This window comes from Candidatus Thiodiazotropha endolucinida, assembly GCF_001715975.1.
In the GTDB taxonomy this organism is placed as follows: Bacteria; Pseudomonadota; Gammaproteobacteria; order Chromatiales; family Chromatiaceae; genus Thiodiazotropha; species Thiodiazotropha endolucinida.
In genome coordinates this window covers 1-17,774 of sequence record NZ_MARB01000019.1, presented here as the reverse complement: position 1 = coordinate 17,774, position 17,774 = coordinate 1, and the positions used below count along the sequence as shown (strand labels likewise).

The window sequence follows — 17,774 nt, the reverse complement described above, 5'->3', positions numbered from 1 at the left end:
TTAAAAAGATTATTGATATGCCAGCACAGGCCAAAAGCCAACAAGCATCAGACCAGAGTGCATTTCACAGCCACGTCAGCCATGCCATGCGCGAAGGCATCATGTGGAGCCTGTTCTGCCTCAGTGGTTATCTATTGCTATCCCTGTTCAGTTATTCGCCGCTGGATCCCGGTTGGTCCTATACCGGACCTACCATCTCAGTACGGAATTCCGGTGGTCCTGCCGGTGCCTGGTTTGCCGATGTCTTTCTCTACCTGTTCGGGATTTTTGCCTATCTGTTCCCCATTATGTTGAGCTGGAGTGCGGTACTCGTATTCCGTCGTCGCAACCCCGATGATTCCGTCAACCTGAATCTGGTGCTGGTGCGTTGGCTGGGATTTTTCATCACCCTGGCATCCGGCTGTGCCCTGGCCGCGCTCCATACCAACCATTTGGCACTCACCCTGCCTACAGGCACAGGTGGCGCCCTGGGTAATTTCCTTGGCGGCCACTTTGAGGCTTCTTTCAGCCGCTCCGGCAGTTCATTGCTGATGTTGGCGCTGTTTCTCAGTGGTTTTACCCTGTTCACTGGCGTCTCCTGGTTTACCGTGATGGACTTTTTGGGCGGGTTGGTGCTGGGTGTGATGCGTAAGACGCAACTTTTCTACACCCACTGGCGGGAAAACCTGGCGGCGAAGCGGGCACGTCAGGAAAGGGTCGAATTGATCAAGAAGGAGCAGAAGAAGTCGGTCAAACGCAAGCAGCCACGCATCGAGCCGGTGATCAATGCGCCAAAAGCCAGTGAACGGGTAGAGAAGGAGCGCCAGGTGCCTCTGTTCGAGGCCGATCCCAACAGTGAACTGCCGCCGCTGGCGTTGTTGGACCCGGCCAAGCAGACGGTGCAGTCCTATTCACCGGAAGCGCTGCAGGCCATGTCGCGACAGGTGGAGTTGAAGTTCTCCGACTTCGATATCGAGGTCCAGGTGGTTGCAGTCCACCCCGGTCCGGTGGTCACCCTGTTTGAGCTGCAACTCGCTGCGGGCACCAAGGTCAGCAAAATCAGTAGCTTGTCTAAAGACCTTGCGCGAGCGCTATCGACCATTGCGGTACGCGTAGTGGAGGTGATCCCCGGTAAATCGGTGATCGGTCTCGAGATCCCCAATGAGTATCGCGAAATGGTTTTTCTCAGCGAGGTGCTTCAATCGGAGACCTACGAATCGGCGAAGTCTCCGCTGACCCTCGCCCTGGGCAAGGACATCGCCGGCAATCCGATGTGCGCCGATCTGGCCAAGATGCCCCATGCGCTGATCGCCGGTACCACCGGTTCCGGTAAATCGGTGGCGATCAATGCCATGATCCTCAGTCTGCTCTACAAAGCCAAGCCGGATCAGGTACGGATGATCATGGTCGATCCCAAGATGTTGGAGTTATCGGTCTATGAAGGCATACCCCATCTGCTGACCCCGGTGGTGACCGACATGCAGGAGGCGGCCAATGCCCTGCGCTGGTGCGTCGGTGAGATGGAACGGCGTTATAAACTGATGGCCAGCCTGGGGGTGAGAAACATCGTCGGTTACAACCGCAAGGTCAAGGATGCGATCAAGAAGGGCGAACCGATCAAGGACCCCCTGTTTCAGCCCGAGCCAACTGAGATCATCGAGGCGATGGAGCATCCCACCCTGGAACCTCTCCCCTATATCGTGGTCATTATCGACGAGCTTGCCGATATGATGATGATGGCGAGAAAGAAGGTGGAGGAGTTGATCGCCAGGCTGGCACAGAAGGCGCGTGCCTCCGGCATTCATCTGATACTGGCTACACAACGGCCATCGGTGGATGTGATCACCGGTCTGATCAAGGCGAACATACCCACCCGTATCGCCTTCCAGGTCTCCTCCAGGGTCGACTCCCGTACCATCCTCGATCAGATGGGTGCGGAACACCTGCTGGGTCATGGTGACATGCTCTATATGGGTACCGGCAGCAATATCCCGCAGCGCATGCACGGCGCCTTTGTGGATGACAACGAAGTGCATCGGGTGGTGAAACATCTGAAACAGGCGGGAGAACCGGACTATCTGGAAGAGATCCTCCAGGAAGCGACGGAGTCGTTGCCCGGTTTTCCGGCAGAGAACGGCGATGTGGAAGATAGCGATCCGCTGTATGACGAAGCGGTACGCATCGTCACGGAGACGCGACGGGCCTCGATCTCCGGTGTCCAGCGCAGGCTCAAGATCGGCTACAACCGGGCCGCGCGGATGATAGAGGAGATGGAGCGTACCGGTATCGTAGGGCCGGCGGAGAGCAATGGCAGCCGAACCGTACTGGCGCCGCCGCCACCGAAAGACTGATTGAGAATATAGTTGTATGCAGAGAAGCCTGAAACTCATTTGTAGTCTGATTCTTTTGGGGGCCGTGCAACCCTTATGGGCATTGAACGGTCCGCAACAGCTGGAGGCCTTTCTCAAGGATCTAACCACCCTGCAGGCTGACTTTGAGCAGACGCTGCAACAGGATGATGATCAGGCCTATTCCAGCAATGGTGTCTTCTATCTGAAGCGCCCGGGCCTGTTGCGTTGGGAATACACGGCGCCGAGTGAACAGTTGATCGTGGCGGATGGCGATCGCATCTGGCTTTATGACATCGAGTTGGAACAGGTCTCCCATCGCAGTCAGCGGGCAGCATTGGTAGGTACACCGGCTCAATTGCTGAGTGACCAAGCCCCCATCAGTGAACATTTCCAGGTCAATGACCTGGGCGAAGCCGATGGATTGAGTTGGGTTGAACTGTTGCCGAGAGAGAAAGAGTCCCAATTTTCCAGCTTAAGACTGGCCCTCAATGAGAATAATCTGCAGCGTATGGAGATGATCGACAATTTAGGGCAGACCACCCGCTTTGTGTTCGACAATCTCCAACGCAACCTGCCACTGGATGCCGCCTTGTTCACGTTCAAGCCGCCGCCCATGATCGATCTGATCGGTGACCTATGAACGATCAGGATCTCTTTGCCCGGAATGGGGGCGGAGAGAACCGCCCACTGGCAGACCGGATGCGGCCGCGTACTTTGGAACAGTTCATCGGCCAGTCCCACATCGTCTCAGAGGGTAAACCGCTGTGGCGCGCCATCCAGGAGGACCGCCTCCATTCCATGATCTTCTGGGGTCCCCCGGGCACGGGGAAGACCACCTTGGCACGGTTGATCGCACAACACTCAGGTGCACAGTTTCTCAGCCTCTCAGCGGTATTGTCCGGCGTCAAGGAGATCCGTGCATCAGTCGAGCAGGCGAAGCTCTACAAACAACAGGCGCAACGGCCGACCGTTCTTTTCATCGATGAGGTGCACAGGTTCAATAAATCCCAACAGGATGCCTTCCTGCCCCATGTGGAGGATGGCACCGTGGTCTTCATCGGCGCCACCACCGAAAATCCATCATTTGAACTCAACAATGCGCTGCTTTCCCGCGCCCGCACCTATGTGTTGAAAGCGCTGACACATGAAGAACTGAAACAGATCATCGATCTGGCGCTGAAAGATGCCGGCAATGGCCTTGGCGCAAGGGAGCTTGAGATCAGTGACAAGGCCCGCACACTGCTGGCGGAAGCGGCGGATGGCGATGCCAGAAGGGCACTGAACCTGCTGGAGATAGCAGCGGACTTGACCGAATCGGGAGAGATCGATGAAAGGGTTGTAGCGGAGGTGGCCAGTGGTACGTTGCGTCGTTTCGACAAAGGCGGCGAGGCCTTTTACGACCAGATATCGGCCCTGCACAAATCAGTCAGGGGCTCAGCGCCGGATGCCGCCCTCTACTGGCTGGCGCGCATGGTCGACGGCGGTTGTGACCCCCTGTACATCGCCCGCAGGGTTGTACGCATGGCCTCGGAGGATATCGGCAATGCAGATCCGCGTGCTCTGCAGTTGGCCCTGAATGCCTGGGATGCACAGCAACGACTCGGCAGCCCGGAAGGGGAACTCGCAATCGCACAAGCCGTAGTCTACATGGCGTGTGCTCCGAAGAGTAATGCGGTTTACACTGCATGGAAAGCCGCTCTCGCTGAAGCCAAGACCTCCGGTTCACTTGAAGTGCCATTGCAACTACGCAACGCACCCACCAAACTGATGAAAGAGCTCGATTACGGCAAGGCCTACCGCTACGCCCACGATGAACCCAATGCCTACGCTGCAGGCGAAAACTATATGCCGGAACATTTAGCTGGGCATCGTTACTACTATCCGGTCGATCGGGGTATGGAGATCAGGATAGCCGAAAAGCTGGAGTTTCTGCATAGATTGGATGAAGAGGCTGCAGACAATTGAACGACTCAGCGGTCGCTATGTTGAAGACAGAAACATACAGTCTGGAATGAGATCCCACCACTAGAGCATCTACAAAAAAATTCCGGTATTAGCGTCCGCTTTTAATAAAAATTTACACAACAGAGATCCTCTATGTCGCCAAATTATGTGAATTGGCTCACATAATCTTGTGGTCATTTTCTGAAATGTACCTCTAACAGTCGATCAGGCGTTCCCATAACTGGGTATTAAACTGTAATCTTTTTTCCCGATCATCGGATGGTCGTTAATGGAATGACTAAGTTGTATCAGAGGTATTAAAGGACATGAAAGGAAGTTTAAAGGTTATAGTGCTGGTATCGATCTCCCTGATGCTGGCAATGCAAGGATGCGGCGGGGGCGGAGGCTCCTCAGACGATCCGGCCGACACAGGTGAATCAAACAACAACGACTCAACGGCCGACAATTCAAACAGTGGTTACACAGGATTGGATTCACAAGCGACTGTCGATGAATCCAACGCCAAGGATCTGGCTATTGCCGCTGCATCAGGTATCGCGCAAGCTGTCGAGGAAGAGAGTGTCAGTGCCCCCTTTTCTGTTCCTGGCGCAGCAGCCAGATCCTATGAACCGACGGAAGAGATGCACCAGCAAACCACGGCAGAGGTATGCACTCAAGGCGGAGAGGCGATAGTCGAGGAAGTTACCGAAGAAACTGACCACTGGGTAAACATATTTTCCTTGAACAATTGCAGTTACGGCGAGGGGTTGCACATCTACACCTTCACTGGGAGAGTGCGGCACACCTATTCCAAACAATCGAATGCCTTTGACTATGTCATGACGGGTACGGTGTCATCAGCCAGTAGCCAATCAACGGATATCGACTGGCGCGTGGCCTGCGACGCCAATTTCAGATGCAACATGTCTTCCGATTTCCAAGGTTTCGACGGCCGTAGTTACCGTGTCACTGAGATTGAGGTTACAGATGATGGTAACTCGGTTTATACGGCAGCAGGCAGGATCTATGATCCTATTCATGGCTATATTGATGTAACCACGGAAATCCCATTCACGATGGGTTGCGAAAACGGACAACCCGGTTCGGGACGTTTGAATTTTACCGGTACTGACCAGACCTTCGGCTACATAGAGTTTGTCAGTTGTACCGAGTATGTAGTCGCAACCAGTAATGGAACAGCGAATAGTTACACCTGGTAAACAAGGATTAAGGGCCATAACAGGATGTATGCGGGTGAACCTATGCAGTTGATAGCGGTATGTGTCTTAACTACCTGTGTATTCGCATGTGATGCTGCTGATCTCATCGAATCGACATCCAAGGACCGGAAAGCATTCGCGAATAAGCCATTCAGTGCGGTATTGGTCGAATACAGAAGAGATAGTACGGACGCAAACAAAAAAACCAGAATCTATCTAAGTCCTATGGGGATACGCACTGAACGTCTTTCTGTTCAGAACGGTGAACCTGAGCTCATAGTGATCAAGAACCACCATACTAAACAAGTGTGGCTGATTAACCCGGTCCAACACTACTTCTCTGAATTACCAAACGATAAAACTAAAGAAACGCAGCGGGTGATAGAAGGAGAGAAAAAGCCGCTGTTGGGTGTTCTGGCAAACGAGCCTTGCTATGGAATGATGGCCGAGAAGCAATCCGATCGAGCGATCGGAGATTCGGAACTGAGTGTCTGGCGTTGCTTGGATGGTGATGGCAAGCAACATCTGCAACACTTCAGTACGCTGCTTGGTGTAGTCATTCGTCAGGAATTTCAGGATGGGCGAATAAGCGAACTGCAAGATATTGCCTTTATCGATGATTCAGGAAAATATTTCCAACCTTCCAGTGACATGCAGCAGATTACAATTGAAGAATTGTTTACCGGTAGGGTGACATTACCCGATTTTGTCGAATGAGTTTGGAAAATGGATTGGCAGATAACTGGTGAGGATTAACTGATTAAGGAGGGTTCATTTATCAAGTGTCTTTATTTACTTGGGATAAATAAATAGATCTTTAAGGAAAGCATATTTTTCGATCGAACCATTCACTCAAGGAGCTGTTAAAGGAGCTACTGATATGTTTATAAAACTTAATAAATCAGCAAGAAAATCACACTTTGGTCAAGGTATGACCGAGTACATAATCATAGTTGCCGTTATAGCGATTGCCGCTATCGGCGCTTTCGGTTATTTCGGGCAGATCGTTGAGACACCGATTGCCGGTGTTGGCCAGGAGCTTGGTGGCAATAGCGGTGCGGATGCGCGAACTGCTGCTGGCGGCTTGGGTCAAGCATCGCAAGATATGGCGGCAGAGGCCAACAATAGTATGACCAACTACCATGATAATGACTCAGAGGCAGCACAATTAGGTAACTGATATATACCATTAAGAGCCTTCCTTTACCTAATGGTTTACCGGGCATCATCTGATTTCAGATGATGCCCGGTAAAAAAAGGATTATTATGATGAATCGTGTGTCTAGCTGTAAAGAGACAGGACAAGCATTGCCACTTGGCATAGCTTTTCTAATGTCCACCATTCTGCTTGGTTTGGTTTTATTCAACACAGGCCAAACCGCATCTGAAAAATCCCGTCTTGTAAATGCAGCTGATGCTGCCGCTTACAGTGGTCTTATCTGGCAGGCACGCGCGCTCAATTACCAGGCCTATACAAACAGGGCGATGGTTGCCAATCAGGTATCAATTGGACAGATGGTGAGTCTCACCTCATGGACTCAATACGCCTATATCGTTGCCCGCAATATAGACTACATTGGTACCTGGTTTCCTATCATCAGACCCTATACCCAGGCGGCAGAATCGATAACAGAGATGATTGACGGTGTAATGGTAAATATTGCTGAGGCATTCATACCTGTTATTGACACTGTCAATGGTGTTTTGAGTCAGTCGCAACATGCAATATTTTTGGCAAGTTTCGCTGCAACACCCGGTATTGTGAGAGAGGTTGTCGAGAGAAATGATGATCGCTACAACGTCGATACGGCTTATGCGGTTATCGGTATGGGACAAAATGGAGTGAACTGGAACAATTTTACTGAGAGATATGAAGATAACGACGGACTCTTACGCAAGGCAAACGTCGTAAATCGTTCGAAGGATGAATTTACCAGTTCTAGGGATCTTCGAACTGGTGATATGTTGCCTGGCGCACCAAATAGGCTGGATCTTGGTATTGTACGCGTTTGGGTTAAAAAAGAGGGGAGGACAAATTTTATATCCGAGGAGTCAACATCAAGCAGTTATTTATTTCAGAATAACAGTTCAGCAAGTAATTTAGAATGGGAATGGAAAGGTAAGGACACACTCTCCTTTCACATAGAGGTATGGGATTGTGACCATCGTGGATGTGGCTGGGATCATGATGAAATTCCATTGGGGTGGGGCTCTCGTTATGTCAATGGTGATTTTGAATGTGACGATAGCCAATACCAGAGCAGCAGTTGGTGGGGGTGGTATTTCTTTAACGATGGTTGTCCCCGCTATATGCAAGAAAACAGATGGGCAGAAAGGCTTGCTAATATAGAAAAGGAAGAACTTGATGCAGAGTATGAAGGTATCAGGGCCTACTATGACTTGCAGGACTTAAGTCGTGAAAACCGCGATCCCCGACTGACTTTACGTATCGAGGTTGAACTGCCGCAAAATCATGTGCGAACAGCATCGAAAATTGACGGCCTGGGGTCGGATTCTGTGCCAAATGAAGAACTGAGAAATGGCATAGGTGAGGGAATGTTCGGAACACAAGACCAGATGGCCGGTGAAGGCTTGGCGGCAATTTCCAGCGGTGAACTTTTTTTTCACCCACCTGATGACTACATACCGTCAAGGAGAAGGGGCAGATATGAAATTGCCAGTCTGTTCAGCCCATATTGGGAAGTGAGATTGACTGAAACACCTTCGTCAAATCGATTCATGGCATGGGCATTGAGAGATTCGTTACTCTTATCGGATGGTGCATCCGGTGTTGCTGCGGGCGTACAGCATTACATAGGATAAAGAGAAGAGGAATTGCAGCGATTACTTGACCTCGAAGAGTCACTGCAAACGCAATTAAGCAGCACTACGGATGAGGAAAGACGCGCAGAACTAGAGAACCAGCTGGTTAATGTGGATTCACAGCTCACACAACTGCAAAACATGCATTACAGTACAGACTTGGTGGCAAGCGACCTGCAGCAAGGTATTTTACAAGGTGTCAGCACCGCGGCACAAACACAGATCGGACAGTATGAACGGATGCTTGAACAGTATGCTCAACAACAGGGAGAGGCATATGTTGATCAGTTCGAAGATGAGATTGTCGACCAGGTGACCGATCAACTTCAGCAAGCACTGGAGGACGCTGTAGAAGAGGCAGCGGAAAGTGCAATCATATCATTCTTGTGATTACCAATTCAGCTTTGGTTTATGCGAGTTGATCAACAAAAGGAAACACTAATGATAGCCATCAAACAGTGCCGATTATTCAAACAGAAGGGAAATGCCACTGTTGAAACAATCTTAATCGCAACAGTTACGGTGCCTCTGCTGACAGGTATTCCACTGATGGGCAAGATCGCAGATATTAATCATACGACTGCTCAGTCAAGTCGCTATCTGGCTTGGGAACAGACGATTGCAGGGCCACATTACAAAGATATCGAGCAATTGGAGTCAGAAGTCAATAATCGATTTTTTGTTCGTCCTGATCTGCAGATACGATCGGACCGTGAGGTACTTACCGATGAGAGGTTTGAGAACCCGTTTTGGAGCGGCTTTGGCTATGACGAAGATGATGAGGAAAATCGTCTTGTGGTGCTTGGCAGAGGTTTTGATACAGTAGTCAGCAACCAACGTCCCGAGAGTATAGCGGGCACGCTTTCAGCAGGGATCGATGAAATTGGCGATACACTTGCCAGTATTACAGGTGGTCAGTGGGATATCGAGGAGAATGGTTTATATACAGGCCGGGTATCGATTGAAGTTGCTGGTAATACTATTTTGACATCAGGTGTTGACTGTAATGGACAGGAATCTGAAACCATAGCAGCATGTGTTAGCCGTTCAAACACAATCTATGCAGATAGTTGGGACGCAAGAGACCCTGCACAAGCTGCAAGACGATCACGATCATTCGTCCCGGCCGGAGCCCTGGAATCAGTAGGTGATACGCTGGCTGGTGTGACAACCATTGTACCCTTCTTTGCGGATATTCAAGGTCTTCGTTCTGATAGCAATGGGGGGTTTGGTTATATTAACCCTCATGTGTTACCGATGGATCGATATGCGGAAGACTAAAGTGGCATTTAATGTAAAACAATTCATTGATATCTGGCGATATGCAATGTGTTCTATAGCGTTTAGCAGCACTTGCTCTGCTTATGACATTCATGATGTTGCAGATCCGCCAGTTGCATCAGTGATATACGTGGGTGAGGTTGTTCAAAACGGAATGCCATTGCAGATGAAGCAGTTTTCTACAGAGTCTTCGGTGACGGAAGTGTTGGTATTCTACAAACAGCGTTGGTCAGACATATCAAAATACCGGAACGACGTGCCTGCCTATTTGGAAAAACATGTCGGAGAATGGCATGTGTTAAGTAAGATGGAAACAGATAAAAGCGTTGTCGTGCAGGCGCGAAAATCAAGCCGGGGATCTACTGAGGGTTATATATTAGTCACTGATATTTCTCGTGCAACAAAGCCAAACCAGTGGTCAAGTGAATTTCCTCGCATCCAGGGCAGCCGGCTTCTCTCAAACACAGAATCGATCGACAAGGGAAGAGCTGCATATACGTTGGTGTTTTTCAATGAATATTCCGTACATGTAAATAGAGACTATTATCGTGACAATATGCATGCGGATGGTTGGCAATACGCTAGAGGAAGCGAAAAGACAAAAACAGCGATACTCTACTTCAGGAGGGATAAATGGCATTGTGATATTGCTGTAACTGAAGCAGATGATGGCAAGACCATAATCATCGCCAACCTGGTAGAGATGAATGAGAATAGCTGATCATAAAAACACAAAAAGCAAACAAACAGGCCACATCGCCCTGGAGTATGTCTTAGTGACATTCATACTGGTCATGTTCTTGTTTGCACCAGTAACTGATGATAATCAGTCAGTGATGGGATTGTTTATGGATTCGATTAGGGACTATGACCGAAACAGGTCTCTTCTCTATTCATTACCCTAAATGATCGAGTAGACAACTATGGATATGATGCAAACTAAAGATTCCACTGGTCAACGAAAGAAAGTCAGTATTTTCAACAAGAATGTAATTATGTTGATAATATCAGTGGTGCTTGGTGTGGGCGGGGTTTATCTGACAAAGGATTTTATCGAAAAAAAGGTCAACTACTACAAAAGCCAGCTGGAAAAGACCGAGGAGATGGTCGCTCTTGTAGTGCCGAACAGAAATATCCAAAGAGGAACAATTGTTACATTGCGTGACTTTTCTGTACGCAGAATCCCAGCAAAGTATGCGCACAAAAATGCGGTTACCGAGTCAACATTCGGTACTGCAACAGGACAAAGAGTCAGTTTTGATATCACAAAGGGGCGACCGCTGCTGTGGGCTCATCTTGAAGGCGGATTGATACCAACCTTCTCAGGTAAACTAAAGCCCGGTAAGAGGGCGCTTGCCTTCACTGTTGACAAAATCAATTCAATATCAGGTTTTCTTCAACCGAATGACAAAATTGATCTGTTACTTGACTACAAGGACAGGATCATTCCGATAATTCAAAATCTGCATGTGATTGCGACTGGTCCCTATACCCAAATAGATAAAACCGGAAGGCAGTCAGATGACTCATTTCGAATCATTACTGTTGAAGTGACGCCGGAAGTGGCAGAAAAAATAACGCTTGCTAAAAGTATTGGAAAGATTACCGCGCTGTTGCGTTCACCGCAAGATGATGAATTGATTAGCGATGATCCAATGACAGTTGCGCGCTTGTTAAACAAGCCGAATCCAAAACCTAAAATCAGGAAACGGATTGTCCGAAAAGAAAAAGGAATTGAGTACATTATTGGTGGTATATGAGCTAGATTCTTATACGGAATAAGGCCTTTTTGAGGACAATCAACAAGTGATTAGTAGAGTCTTAAAAACAGTCATCACCTTATATATGGTGATGATTGCAACCAGTGTTTATGCAAAGAATGTCGATCTGTTTATTGGTGAGGTCAGGATACTCGGTAAAGTATCTGTTGACCGTGTTGCGATTGGACAGGCAGGTATAATCAAGCTCGAAATACTTAGTACAGATGAATTACTGGTGATTGGCGAGAAAGCAGGAAGTACCTCCTTGCGTCTTTGGAATAAGGATGGAAGTTATAGTCAATACAATTTTCGGGTAACAGAGCAAGATCCTGAGAAGCGTGTTCGAATGGATAGTATGATAAGGATCAGTGTCAAGATGGTTGAGTTCAGAAAAAGTGCGATCTCCAAGCTCGGCATAGACTGGTCGACGGATTTAGATGGACCAACCTTCGCAACAGTCGGCGATTTTGTAACGAATTCCCTGTTCAGGTCGCCAACCTCAGCAATTGATGGTACACCACTGCCTCTCAATATGAAGCCCTTCGCGTCTTACTTCGGTATAGCGACAGCCTTGACATCACGCATCAATCTACTGGCATCAGACGGTGATGCTGTCGTGTTATCAGAGCCTGTTCTCAGCTGCGTCAATGGTGGTACTGCCAAATTTATATCCGGCGGCGAGTATCCTATACCCGTGATCGGTACAAATGGTGGAACCAGCGTAGAATTCAAGCAGTACGGAATAAAGCTGGATATTTCACCGCGGGTAAATAATGAAAAGCAGATATATACAACCATAAAAGCAGAAGTCAGCGAGATCGACACGTCTACAATTGTGTTGGATGTGCCGGGTATTTTAAAGAATGAAACGGAGACTATAGTCAATGTTCATTCTGGACAGACAATCGTTATTTCGGGATTGTTAAAAGCAAAACAAGGCAGGGGCACCAGTAAGGTTCCAGGACTGGGTGATTTACCTGTGCTTGGCGACCTTTTTAAGAGTAATGATATTCAGCATGAAATGTCAGAAATGGTGGTCTTTCTCACACCAGAGGTTGTTGAAATTGATGATACCTATGATCAAAGGGCAAAAAATCTGATGGGGGTTCGAAACAATGCCGTTAATCAACTGAAGAAAGAGCTCGAATTCAGCATCCTGGATTAATCGAAATGTTTGATATTCATTACCAACAAGGCCGCAAGCGCCGGACTCGTTACACTGTAAAGGGAGACAGGTGTGTAATTGGCAGCGCGCGTCATAGCGATCTGGTATTCAAACATCGACATATTGCGAAAAGACATGCAACACTTTTTTCGCAAAACAACCAGATACACATTGAGGACTTGGGAAGTATCACAGGAATCTGGGTCAATAGAGAACGTGTTATCAACTATGGTCCTTTGACAGACAATGACGAGATTACAATCGGTGATGTCATCCTGAGAGTGGAGATTGACCCAAGCAAGGCAAATTCTGCAATAACGCAACATCCTGTTGATGAGAGCACAGACGCAGACCGGGAAATAAAAGAACCGGTACAAGAAACCATCCCTGTCAATAGCCTGATCAATGAACAAGGAAAGATAATTCTCTACTGGACAAGAATAATCCACGAACAGCTGATTTCTGAGATGGATCTCCGGCGAAAAGACGTGCACAGCATGTCTGATGAACAGTTAAGGGTCGAGGCAGAAACACTTATTGATCAAATCATTGGCCGCATCTCATCAGATCTTCCCGCTGATATCGACATTACAAAGCTTCGTAGTAGCGTGCTCAACGAGGCTGTCGGTCTTGGTCCGCTTGAACGTTTTCTCGAAGATGATTCAATTACGGAGATCATGGTCAACAATCACCAGGAAGTTTTTGTAGAACGTGCCGGCAAATTGATCAATAGCGGTGAAAACTTCAGTAGCGACCAGGCCGTCATGTCAGTCATTGAACGCATTATTACTCCGTTGGGCAGACGCATTGATGAAGGAAGTCCTATGGTTGATGCCCGTTTAAAGGATGGCTCTCGCGTCAACGCTATTATCCCGCCATTGGCTATTAAGGGACCTAGCCTGACAATCAGAAAATTCGCTAAACATCGATTGTCATTCAGCGACATCATAGATTACGGATCGATCAATCAGGAAATGGTCGATTTCCTCAGGGTTTGTGTCGAGCAGCGCAAGAATGTCATCGTATCCGGCGGTACCGGTTCGGGTAAGACCACCTTGCTGAATGTGTTGTCAAGCTTCATACCGGATGGTGAGCGCATAGTCACCGTGGAAGACGCTGCCGAGCTTAAACTCTACCAACCTAATCTGGTATCGCTGGAGGCAAAACCGGCAAATATAGAGGGGCGTGGTGCTGTCACCATTCGAGAATTGGTGAAAAACACACTGCGTATGCGTCCTGATCGTATTATCGTTGGTGAGTGCCGGGGAGGCGAGGCCCTTGATATGCTGCAGGCAATGAATACCGGCCATGATGGTTCACTCACTACGGCACATGCCAACAGCCCGAGGGATGCACTTTCAAGGCTTGAGGTAATGGTATTGATGGCAGGTATGGATCTGCCGGTCACGGCCATTCGTGAACAGATAGCATCTGCGGTTAACATTATAGTTCAGCAGACACGATATGCTTGTGGTTCCAGGAAAATTTCAAAAATTACAGAGGTTACCAGTATTGAGGGTAGCACAATTCAGCTGCAGGATATCTTCGAATTCAGACAGCGTGGATTCAACGAACAGGGGAAAGTATGGGGTGAGTTTGTTGCCTCTGGTTTCGTACCGTCCTTCTATGAGTCATTGAAATCAATCGGCGTCCCGGTTGATTTATCAATCTTCGGAAACGAAAAAGACGAGTTCCATTGATGGACATCAATTTTATTCTTGCATTTGTGTTTGTAGCCATCAGTGCCGCTATCTGGGTACTGTTGGGATTCAGTGTGCATGGCTATGAGCGCTATCAATCGGTATTTACAGAGCAAACTGAGAGCAAACTTGAGAACCTGTTTCTCTTTGTAGATGCAAAAAAGATGTTCTTGCTGAATATAGCGTCATTGCTGACGTTACCGGTTGTCATCTACTTTTTTACCGGATCTTTTTTCTATATCGCACTGGCGGTCCTTGTATTACTGGTAATGCCGAAATTACTGCTCATACGGATGGAGGCCAAGCGCAAGGAGAAACTTATTCATGCACTACCTGATGCATTGACACAGATTGCCAGTGGTATGAGTGCCGGACAGACCTTCATTTCAGCTGTGGAAACCATGGTGAATGAGACCAAGGGACCTATAAGCCAGGAGTTTTCACTGGTTCTAAGGGAACAGAGGCTTGGTATGAGCCTGTCCGAAGCGATGGATAATCTTGCTGAACGTGTGCAGGCCGAAGAACTGGATTTGGTTGTCACAGCAACGCAAATTGCAAATGATGTGGGTGGTAACCTATCGGAAATATTCCGTCGATTGTCGGATAGCCTGAGGCGGAAGATGGAGATGGAGGGCAAGATCAAGGCACTCACATCTCAGGGAATCTTGCAGGGCTGGGTGGTCGGTTTATTGCCGTTCTTCATTATCGCCGCACTCTATTTTGTCGATCGTGAAAATATCGCACCAATATTCACCAATCTGCTTGGTTGGATCTTTTTAGCCATCATCATAATCCTTGAGATTATTGGTGGGTTAATGATTCGAAAAATAGTCAATATAGATATTTAAATGGAATTTCTAATCGTCAGCATAATGTTCGGTGGGGTAGTTACCCTGATTATCTGGAACACATATCGGGTGTTTGCCGTGGTTCCGGATCAGGACAGATCCTATCTTGACCGACCGCCATTGGGATTTCGACTGACCTGGCCGCTTGTCAGTGCATTTGTACACTATTTCGGGCCGCTGATTACCCAAAACTATCGTATCGTCACTTTGTTAAGGCTAAGGAAAGCAGGGATAGACTATATGTTGAGTCCTGACCAGTTCTTTGCGGGTAAAGTTATTGCGGCTGTAGTGTTTTCACTCTTCGTCTATGTTTTGCTGAGTATGATCGGGTCCAATGCATGGTATATGATGGTGCTCGGCCTGGTAGGTGGTTTCTTCTATCCGGAATTATGGTTACGTGAAGCAACAGAGGAACGTAATAAAAGCATTTTTAGGGAATTGCCATTCTATCTCGATATCATCATTCTGGCCGTAGAATCGGGAACCAATTTTACCGGTGGACTGCAACAGGCCATCAATAAGGCATCGGACGGACCTCTCAGGCAAGAATTCAGTCGCGTTCTCAGGGATATTCGAGCAGGAAAACCAAGGTCGGATTCACTGCGCGACTTAGGCGATCGTGTAGACACTGAAAGCATAAGAAACGTCGTCAGTAGTATTATCCAGGCTGAAAAGACAGGTTCGAGTCTCGGGCCTGTACTCAAAGCGCAGGCCGATCAATTGAGGTCGACCCGATTCCAGAAAGCGGAAAAACTGGCCATGGAGGCGCCGGTCAAGTTACTCGGCCCGCTGGTTATGTTTATTTTTCCCAACACCTTTTTGATCATCATCTTTGTCATCCTTAGCAGCGCGATTCAAAAGGGTGTGTTGACATGGGCTGTATTCAAGCCATTGGTATGGGCCTTTAACTGGCCAGGTTAGGAAGCTTAAATGAAGTCTACATTAAAAATTATTGATACCACATACACCAAACGATTGGTCAGTGGGCTATCGGTTGGTTTGTTGAGCCTTTTTTTCTCAGCATGTAACAACAGTAATGATCAATTCTCACCAGGTACAAATGTCTCAATCGCGCCTACATCCTTTTCCTGGACAGTAACCGAATTGCTCGATAATCAAGGTCAATGCATCTTCTACCCTGACGATTATCAAGACAATGTCATGGTGGTTACTGTCAGTGATCCTAATGATAGACCGATTGGTGAGATGAAGTTGGAGCTCTATCTCTCACCTTCCAACTCCACATCCAATCCAATACTCAGTAACCAGCATGTGTTTTACCTCTATGACGACCTCAATGGCAATGGTGTTGTGGATCACCCGGAGGAGCTGGTGAGTGGTTCCGGCGATCCGATACTCTATGAAACGGAAACCGAGAAATATCACGGAACCAAGGCAGTCATCGTAAGAACGAATACATCCTGTGGTGGCTACCGCGCAACACTGCATGCTTACGCCGGGGATGGCTATGGCGCTATGGAGATCAATACTCAAACCGAAGATGATGGTGAAGACTAACAGGTGACTGAGCAAGAGTAGGGAACATGAAACGTATCAGGCTCAAAAGACATGCGACTGAAGACTGTCACGCCAAAGAATCTCCTGTACTCGATGCATGGGTAGCGGATAGCTATTTGACTCGTCTGCGCGGACTATTAGGGAAAAAGCGGCTTGACGATTCTGATGGTCTATTGCTCAAGCGCTGCGCATCAGTCCATACATTTTGGATGCATTATCCACTGGATCTGGTCTTTATGGACAAGAAGGGTAAGGTGGTGAAGTGTCAGGAGGGTGTCAAGCCCTTTCGTACTGCATCGGCACGTGGCGCCTACTACACACTGGAACTGAACCAGGGAGTGATCAGTAAACAGGGTATTTCCGAGAGTGATCATTTTTATTGGTAATCAGCGACTGTTTAAGAGGGCCATTGTGTTAAACAAAGCAGTGATTCAAATTCTATGTGCATTAGTGGTTATTACGCTTACAGCATGCAACGGAACTGCTCCCAAGCAGAAGGCTTTTACAAATCTGGAGATTGCTGACAGCGCCTATGAGCAGGGCAGGTGGGTTGAAGCGGAGCAACACTATCACGCAATTACAGAGATTGCCCCCAATGATTTCTATGCCTGGTTCAGGCTCGGAAACTCACGGCTCCATCAGGCCAATATCGAGGCCGCGATTCATGCCTATGAATCATCACTACAGCGTGACCCAAGGCAACCGAAACCATATCACAATCTGGCGGAAGCCTATTTGATGAAAGCGCATCAGTCATTACAGAGGGCGCAGAATTTGGCTGAGGAATCAAGCTATGAACGGCTGGCGATAGAAACCAAGCTCAAAAAACTGCGGGAAATCATCTACAAACCGATCAGTGATATTCCTTCACCGGCGAAAGGATTGATTCGTTACTGAGAAACGACAAAACAACATAAAGTAGTAGTTCATTTAGGAGAGCAGGATGCAGATCAAAGGGATGTTGAGCCGTTTGTTCAAAGGACAACGTGGCGCTGCCATGACGGAGCTGCTGGTCTCACTACCGGCACTGCTGCTGATGGGACTGGGTGGCCTGCAAAGCGCACTGCTCTTCGATGCCAAGACCACTATCAACTACGCCACATTCGAAGCGGTGCGCAAGGGCGCGGTCAACCACGCCCAGAGCGACGCCATGCGCCGGGAGCTGGGGCTGCGCCTGGCACCCCT

At 48.2% G+C, this 17,774-nt stretch carries 19 protein-coding genes; all 19 read left to right on the top strand.

What is annotated here, in order from left to right; genetic code table 11:
• Positions 1-17 precede the first annotated feature (17 nt).
• Complete coding sequence (locus CODIS_RS15060) at positions 18-2,330, top strand: DNA translocase FtsK (RefSeq protein ID WP_069126779.1); 2,313 nt, start codon at positions 18-20, stop codon at positions 2,328-2,330.
• Positions 2,331-2,346: 16 nt separating this feature from the next.
• Positions 2,347-2,970, top strand: a complete 624-nt coding sequence (gene lolA / locus CODIS_RS15055; RefSeq protein WP_069126778.1) for an outer membrane lipoprotein periplasmic chaperone LolA — start codon at positions 2,347-2,349, stop codon at positions 2,968-2,970.
• Positions 2,967-4,295, top strand: a complete 1,329-nt coding sequence (locus CODIS_RS15050; protein WP_069126777.1) for a replication-associated recombination protein A — start codon at positions 2,967-2,969, stop codon at positions 4,293-4,295. The genes lolA and CODIS_RS15050 overlap by 4 nt, the downstream gene beginning before the upstream one ends.
• Before the next feature lie 305 nt (positions 4,296-4,600).
• Positions 4,601-5,494: a hypothetical protein gene (locus CODIS_RS15045; RefSeq protein WP_069126776.1), complete on the top strand. Its 894-nt coding sequence runs from the start codon at positions 4,601-4,603 to the stop codon at positions 5,492-5,494.
• 42 nt (positions 5,495-5,536) lie between these two features.
• The gene (locus tag CODIS_RS15040) at positions 5,537-6,211 is read left to right on the top strand and encodes a hypothetical protein (protein ID WP_154723160.1); all 675 of its coding nucleotides are present in this window, start codon (positions 5,537-5,539) and stop codon (positions 6,209-6,211) included.
• Between the two features lie 163 nt (positions 6,212-6,374).
• The gene (locus tag CODIS_RS15035) at positions 6,375-6,674 is read left to right on the top strand and encodes a hypothetical protein (RefSeq protein ID WP_069126774.1); all 300 of its coding nucleotides are present in this window, start codon (positions 6,375-6,377) and stop codon (positions 6,672-6,674) included.
• 86 nt (positions 6,675-6,760) lie between these two features.
• On the top strand, positions 6,761-8,317 hold the full coding sequence (locus CODIS_RS15030; protein WP_162420246.1) for a Tad domain-containing protein: 1,557 nt from the start codon (positions 6,761-6,763) through the stop codon (positions 8,315-8,317).
• A gap of 12 nt (positions 8,318-8,329) precedes the next feature.
• On the top strand, positions 8,330-8,707 hold the full coding sequence (locus CODIS_RS15025; protein ID WP_069126772.1) for a hypothetical protein: 378 nt from the start codon (positions 8,330-8,332) through the stop codon (positions 8,705-8,707).
• A gap of 51 nt (positions 8,708-8,758) precedes the next feature.
• The gene (locus CODIS_RS15020; protein ID WP_154723159.1) at positions 8,759-9,598 is read left to right on the top strand and encodes a hypothetical protein; all 840 of its coding nucleotides are present in this window, start codon (positions 8,759-8,761) and stop codon (positions 9,596-9,598) included.
• Between the two features lies 1 nt (position 9,599).
• Positions 9,600-10,319, top strand: a complete 720-nt coding sequence (locus CODIS_RS15015) for a hypothetical protein (RefSeq protein WP_154723158.1) — start codon at positions 9,600-9,602, stop codon at positions 10,317-10,319.
• 202 nt (positions 10,320-10,521) lie between these two features.
• The gene (gene cpaB / locus CODIS_RS15005) at positions 10,522-11,358 is read left to right on the top strand and encodes a Flp pilus assembly protein CpaB (protein WP_069126768.1); all 837 of its coding nucleotides are present in this window, start codon (positions 10,522-10,524) and stop codon (positions 11,356-11,358) included.
• 46 nt (positions 11,359-11,404) lie between these two features.
• Positions 11,405-12,523 carry a type II and III secretion system protein family protein gene (locus CODIS_RS15000; RefSeq protein WP_154723157.1) on the top strand — a complete coding sequence of 373 codons (1,119 nt, stop codon included), beginning with the start codon at positions 11,405-11,407 and terminating at the stop codon, positions 12,521-12,523.
• Positions 12,524-12,528: 5 nt separating this feature from the next.
• Positions 12,529-14,223, top strand: a complete 1,695-nt coding sequence (locus tag CODIS_RS14995; protein WP_069126766.1) for a TadA family conjugal transfer-associated ATPase — start codon at positions 12,529-12,531, stop codon at positions 14,221-14,223.
• Complete coding sequence (locus CODIS_RS14990) at positions 14,223-15,071, top strand: type II secretion system F family protein (protein ID WP_069126765.1); 849 nt, start codon at positions 14,223-14,225, stop codon at positions 15,069-15,071. Before CODIS_RS14995 ends, CODIS_RS14990 begins: the two co-directional genes overlap by 1 nt.
• A complete protein-coding gene (locus CODIS_RS14985; RefSeq protein ID WP_069126764.1) occupies positions 15,072-15,992 on the top strand; it encodes a type II secretion system F family protein in 921 nt (306 codons plus the stop codon).
• A gap of 183 nt (positions 15,993-16,175) precedes the next feature.
• Positions 16,176-16,589: a hypothetical protein gene (locus CODIS_RS14980; RefSeq protein ID WP_154723156.1), complete on the top strand. Its 414-nt coding sequence runs from the start codon at positions 16,176-16,178 to the stop codon at positions 16,587-16,589.
• A 26-nt stretch (positions 16,590-16,615) separates the two neighbouring features.
• The gene (locus CODIS_RS14975; RefSeq protein WP_069126762.1) at positions 16,616-16,975 is read left to right on the top strand and encodes a DUF192 domain-containing protein; all 360 of its coding nucleotides are present in this window, start codon (positions 16,616-16,618) and stop codon (positions 16,973-16,975) included.
• Positions 16,956-17,486: a tetratricopeptide repeat protein gene (locus CODIS_RS14970; RefSeq protein ID WP_069126761.1), complete on the top strand. Its 531-nt coding sequence runs from the start codon at positions 16,956-16,958 to the stop codon at positions 17,484-17,486. Before CODIS_RS14975 ends, CODIS_RS14970 begins: the two co-directional genes overlap by 20 nt.
• A 46-nt stretch (positions 17,487-17,532) precedes the next feature.
• Positions 17,533-17,774, top strand: a 242-nt coding sequence (locus tag CODIS_RS14965; protein ID WP_201259037.1) for a TadE/TadG family type IV pilus assembly protein, incomplete at its 3' end; no start/stop codon positions are given.

What these genes read in the sequence shown, in the direction of transcription:
- CODIS_RS15060 (WP_069126779.1), top strand. Translation starts at nt 18, where the DNA reads ATGCCAGCACAGGCCAAAAGCCAACAAGCATCAGACCAGAGTGCATTT.
- lolA (WP_069126778.1), top strand. Translation starts at nt 2,347, where the DNA reads ATGCAGAGAAGCCTGAAACTCATTTGTAGTCTGATTCTTTTGGGGGCC.
- CODIS_RS15050 (WP_069126777.1), top strand. Translation starts at nt 2,967, where the DNA reads ATGAACGATCAGGATCTCTTTGCCCGGAATGGGGGCGGAGAGAACCGC.
- CODIS_RS15045 (WP_069126776.1), top strand. Translation starts at nt 4,601, where the DNA reads ATGAAAGGAAGTTTAAAGGTTATAGTGCTGGTATCGATCTCCCTGATG.
- CODIS_RS15040 (WP_154723160.1), top strand. Translation starts at nt 5,537, where the DNA reads ATGCAGTTGATAGCGGTATGTGTCTTAACTACCTGTGTATTCGCATGT.
- CODIS_RS15035 (WP_069126774.1), top strand. Translation starts at nt 6,375, where the DNA reads ATGTTTATAAAACTTAATAAATCAGCAAGAAAATCACACTTTGGTCAA.
- CODIS_RS15030 (WP_162420246.1), top strand. Translation starts at nt 6,761, where the DNA reads ATGATGAATCGTGTGTCTAGCTGTAAAGAGACAGGACAAGCATTGCCA.
- CODIS_RS15020 (WP_154723159.1), top strand. Translation starts at nt 8,759, where the DNA reads ATGATAGCCATCAAACAGTGCCGATTATTCAAACAGAAGGGAAATGCC.
- cpaB (WP_069126768.1), top strand. Translation starts at nt 10,522, where the DNA reads ATGGATATGATGCAAACTAAAGATTCCACTGGTCAACGAAAGAAAGTC.
- CODIS_RS14995 (WP_069126766.1), top strand. Translation starts at nt 12,529, where the DNA reads ATGTTTGATATTCATTACCAACAAGGCCGCAAGCGCCGGACTCGTTAC.
- CODIS_RS14990 (WP_069126765.1), top strand. Translation starts at nt 14,223, where the DNA reads ATGGACATCAATTTTATTCTTGCATTTGTGTTTGTAGCCATCAGTGCC.
- CODIS_RS14985 (WP_069126764.1), top strand. Translation starts at nt 15,072, where the DNA reads ATGGAATTTCTAATCGTCAGCATAATGTTCGGTGGGGTAGTTACCCTG.
- CODIS_RS14975 (WP_069126762.1), top strand. Translation starts at nt 16,616, where the DNA reads ATGAAACGTATCAGGCTCAAAAGACATGCGACTGAAGACTGTCACGCC.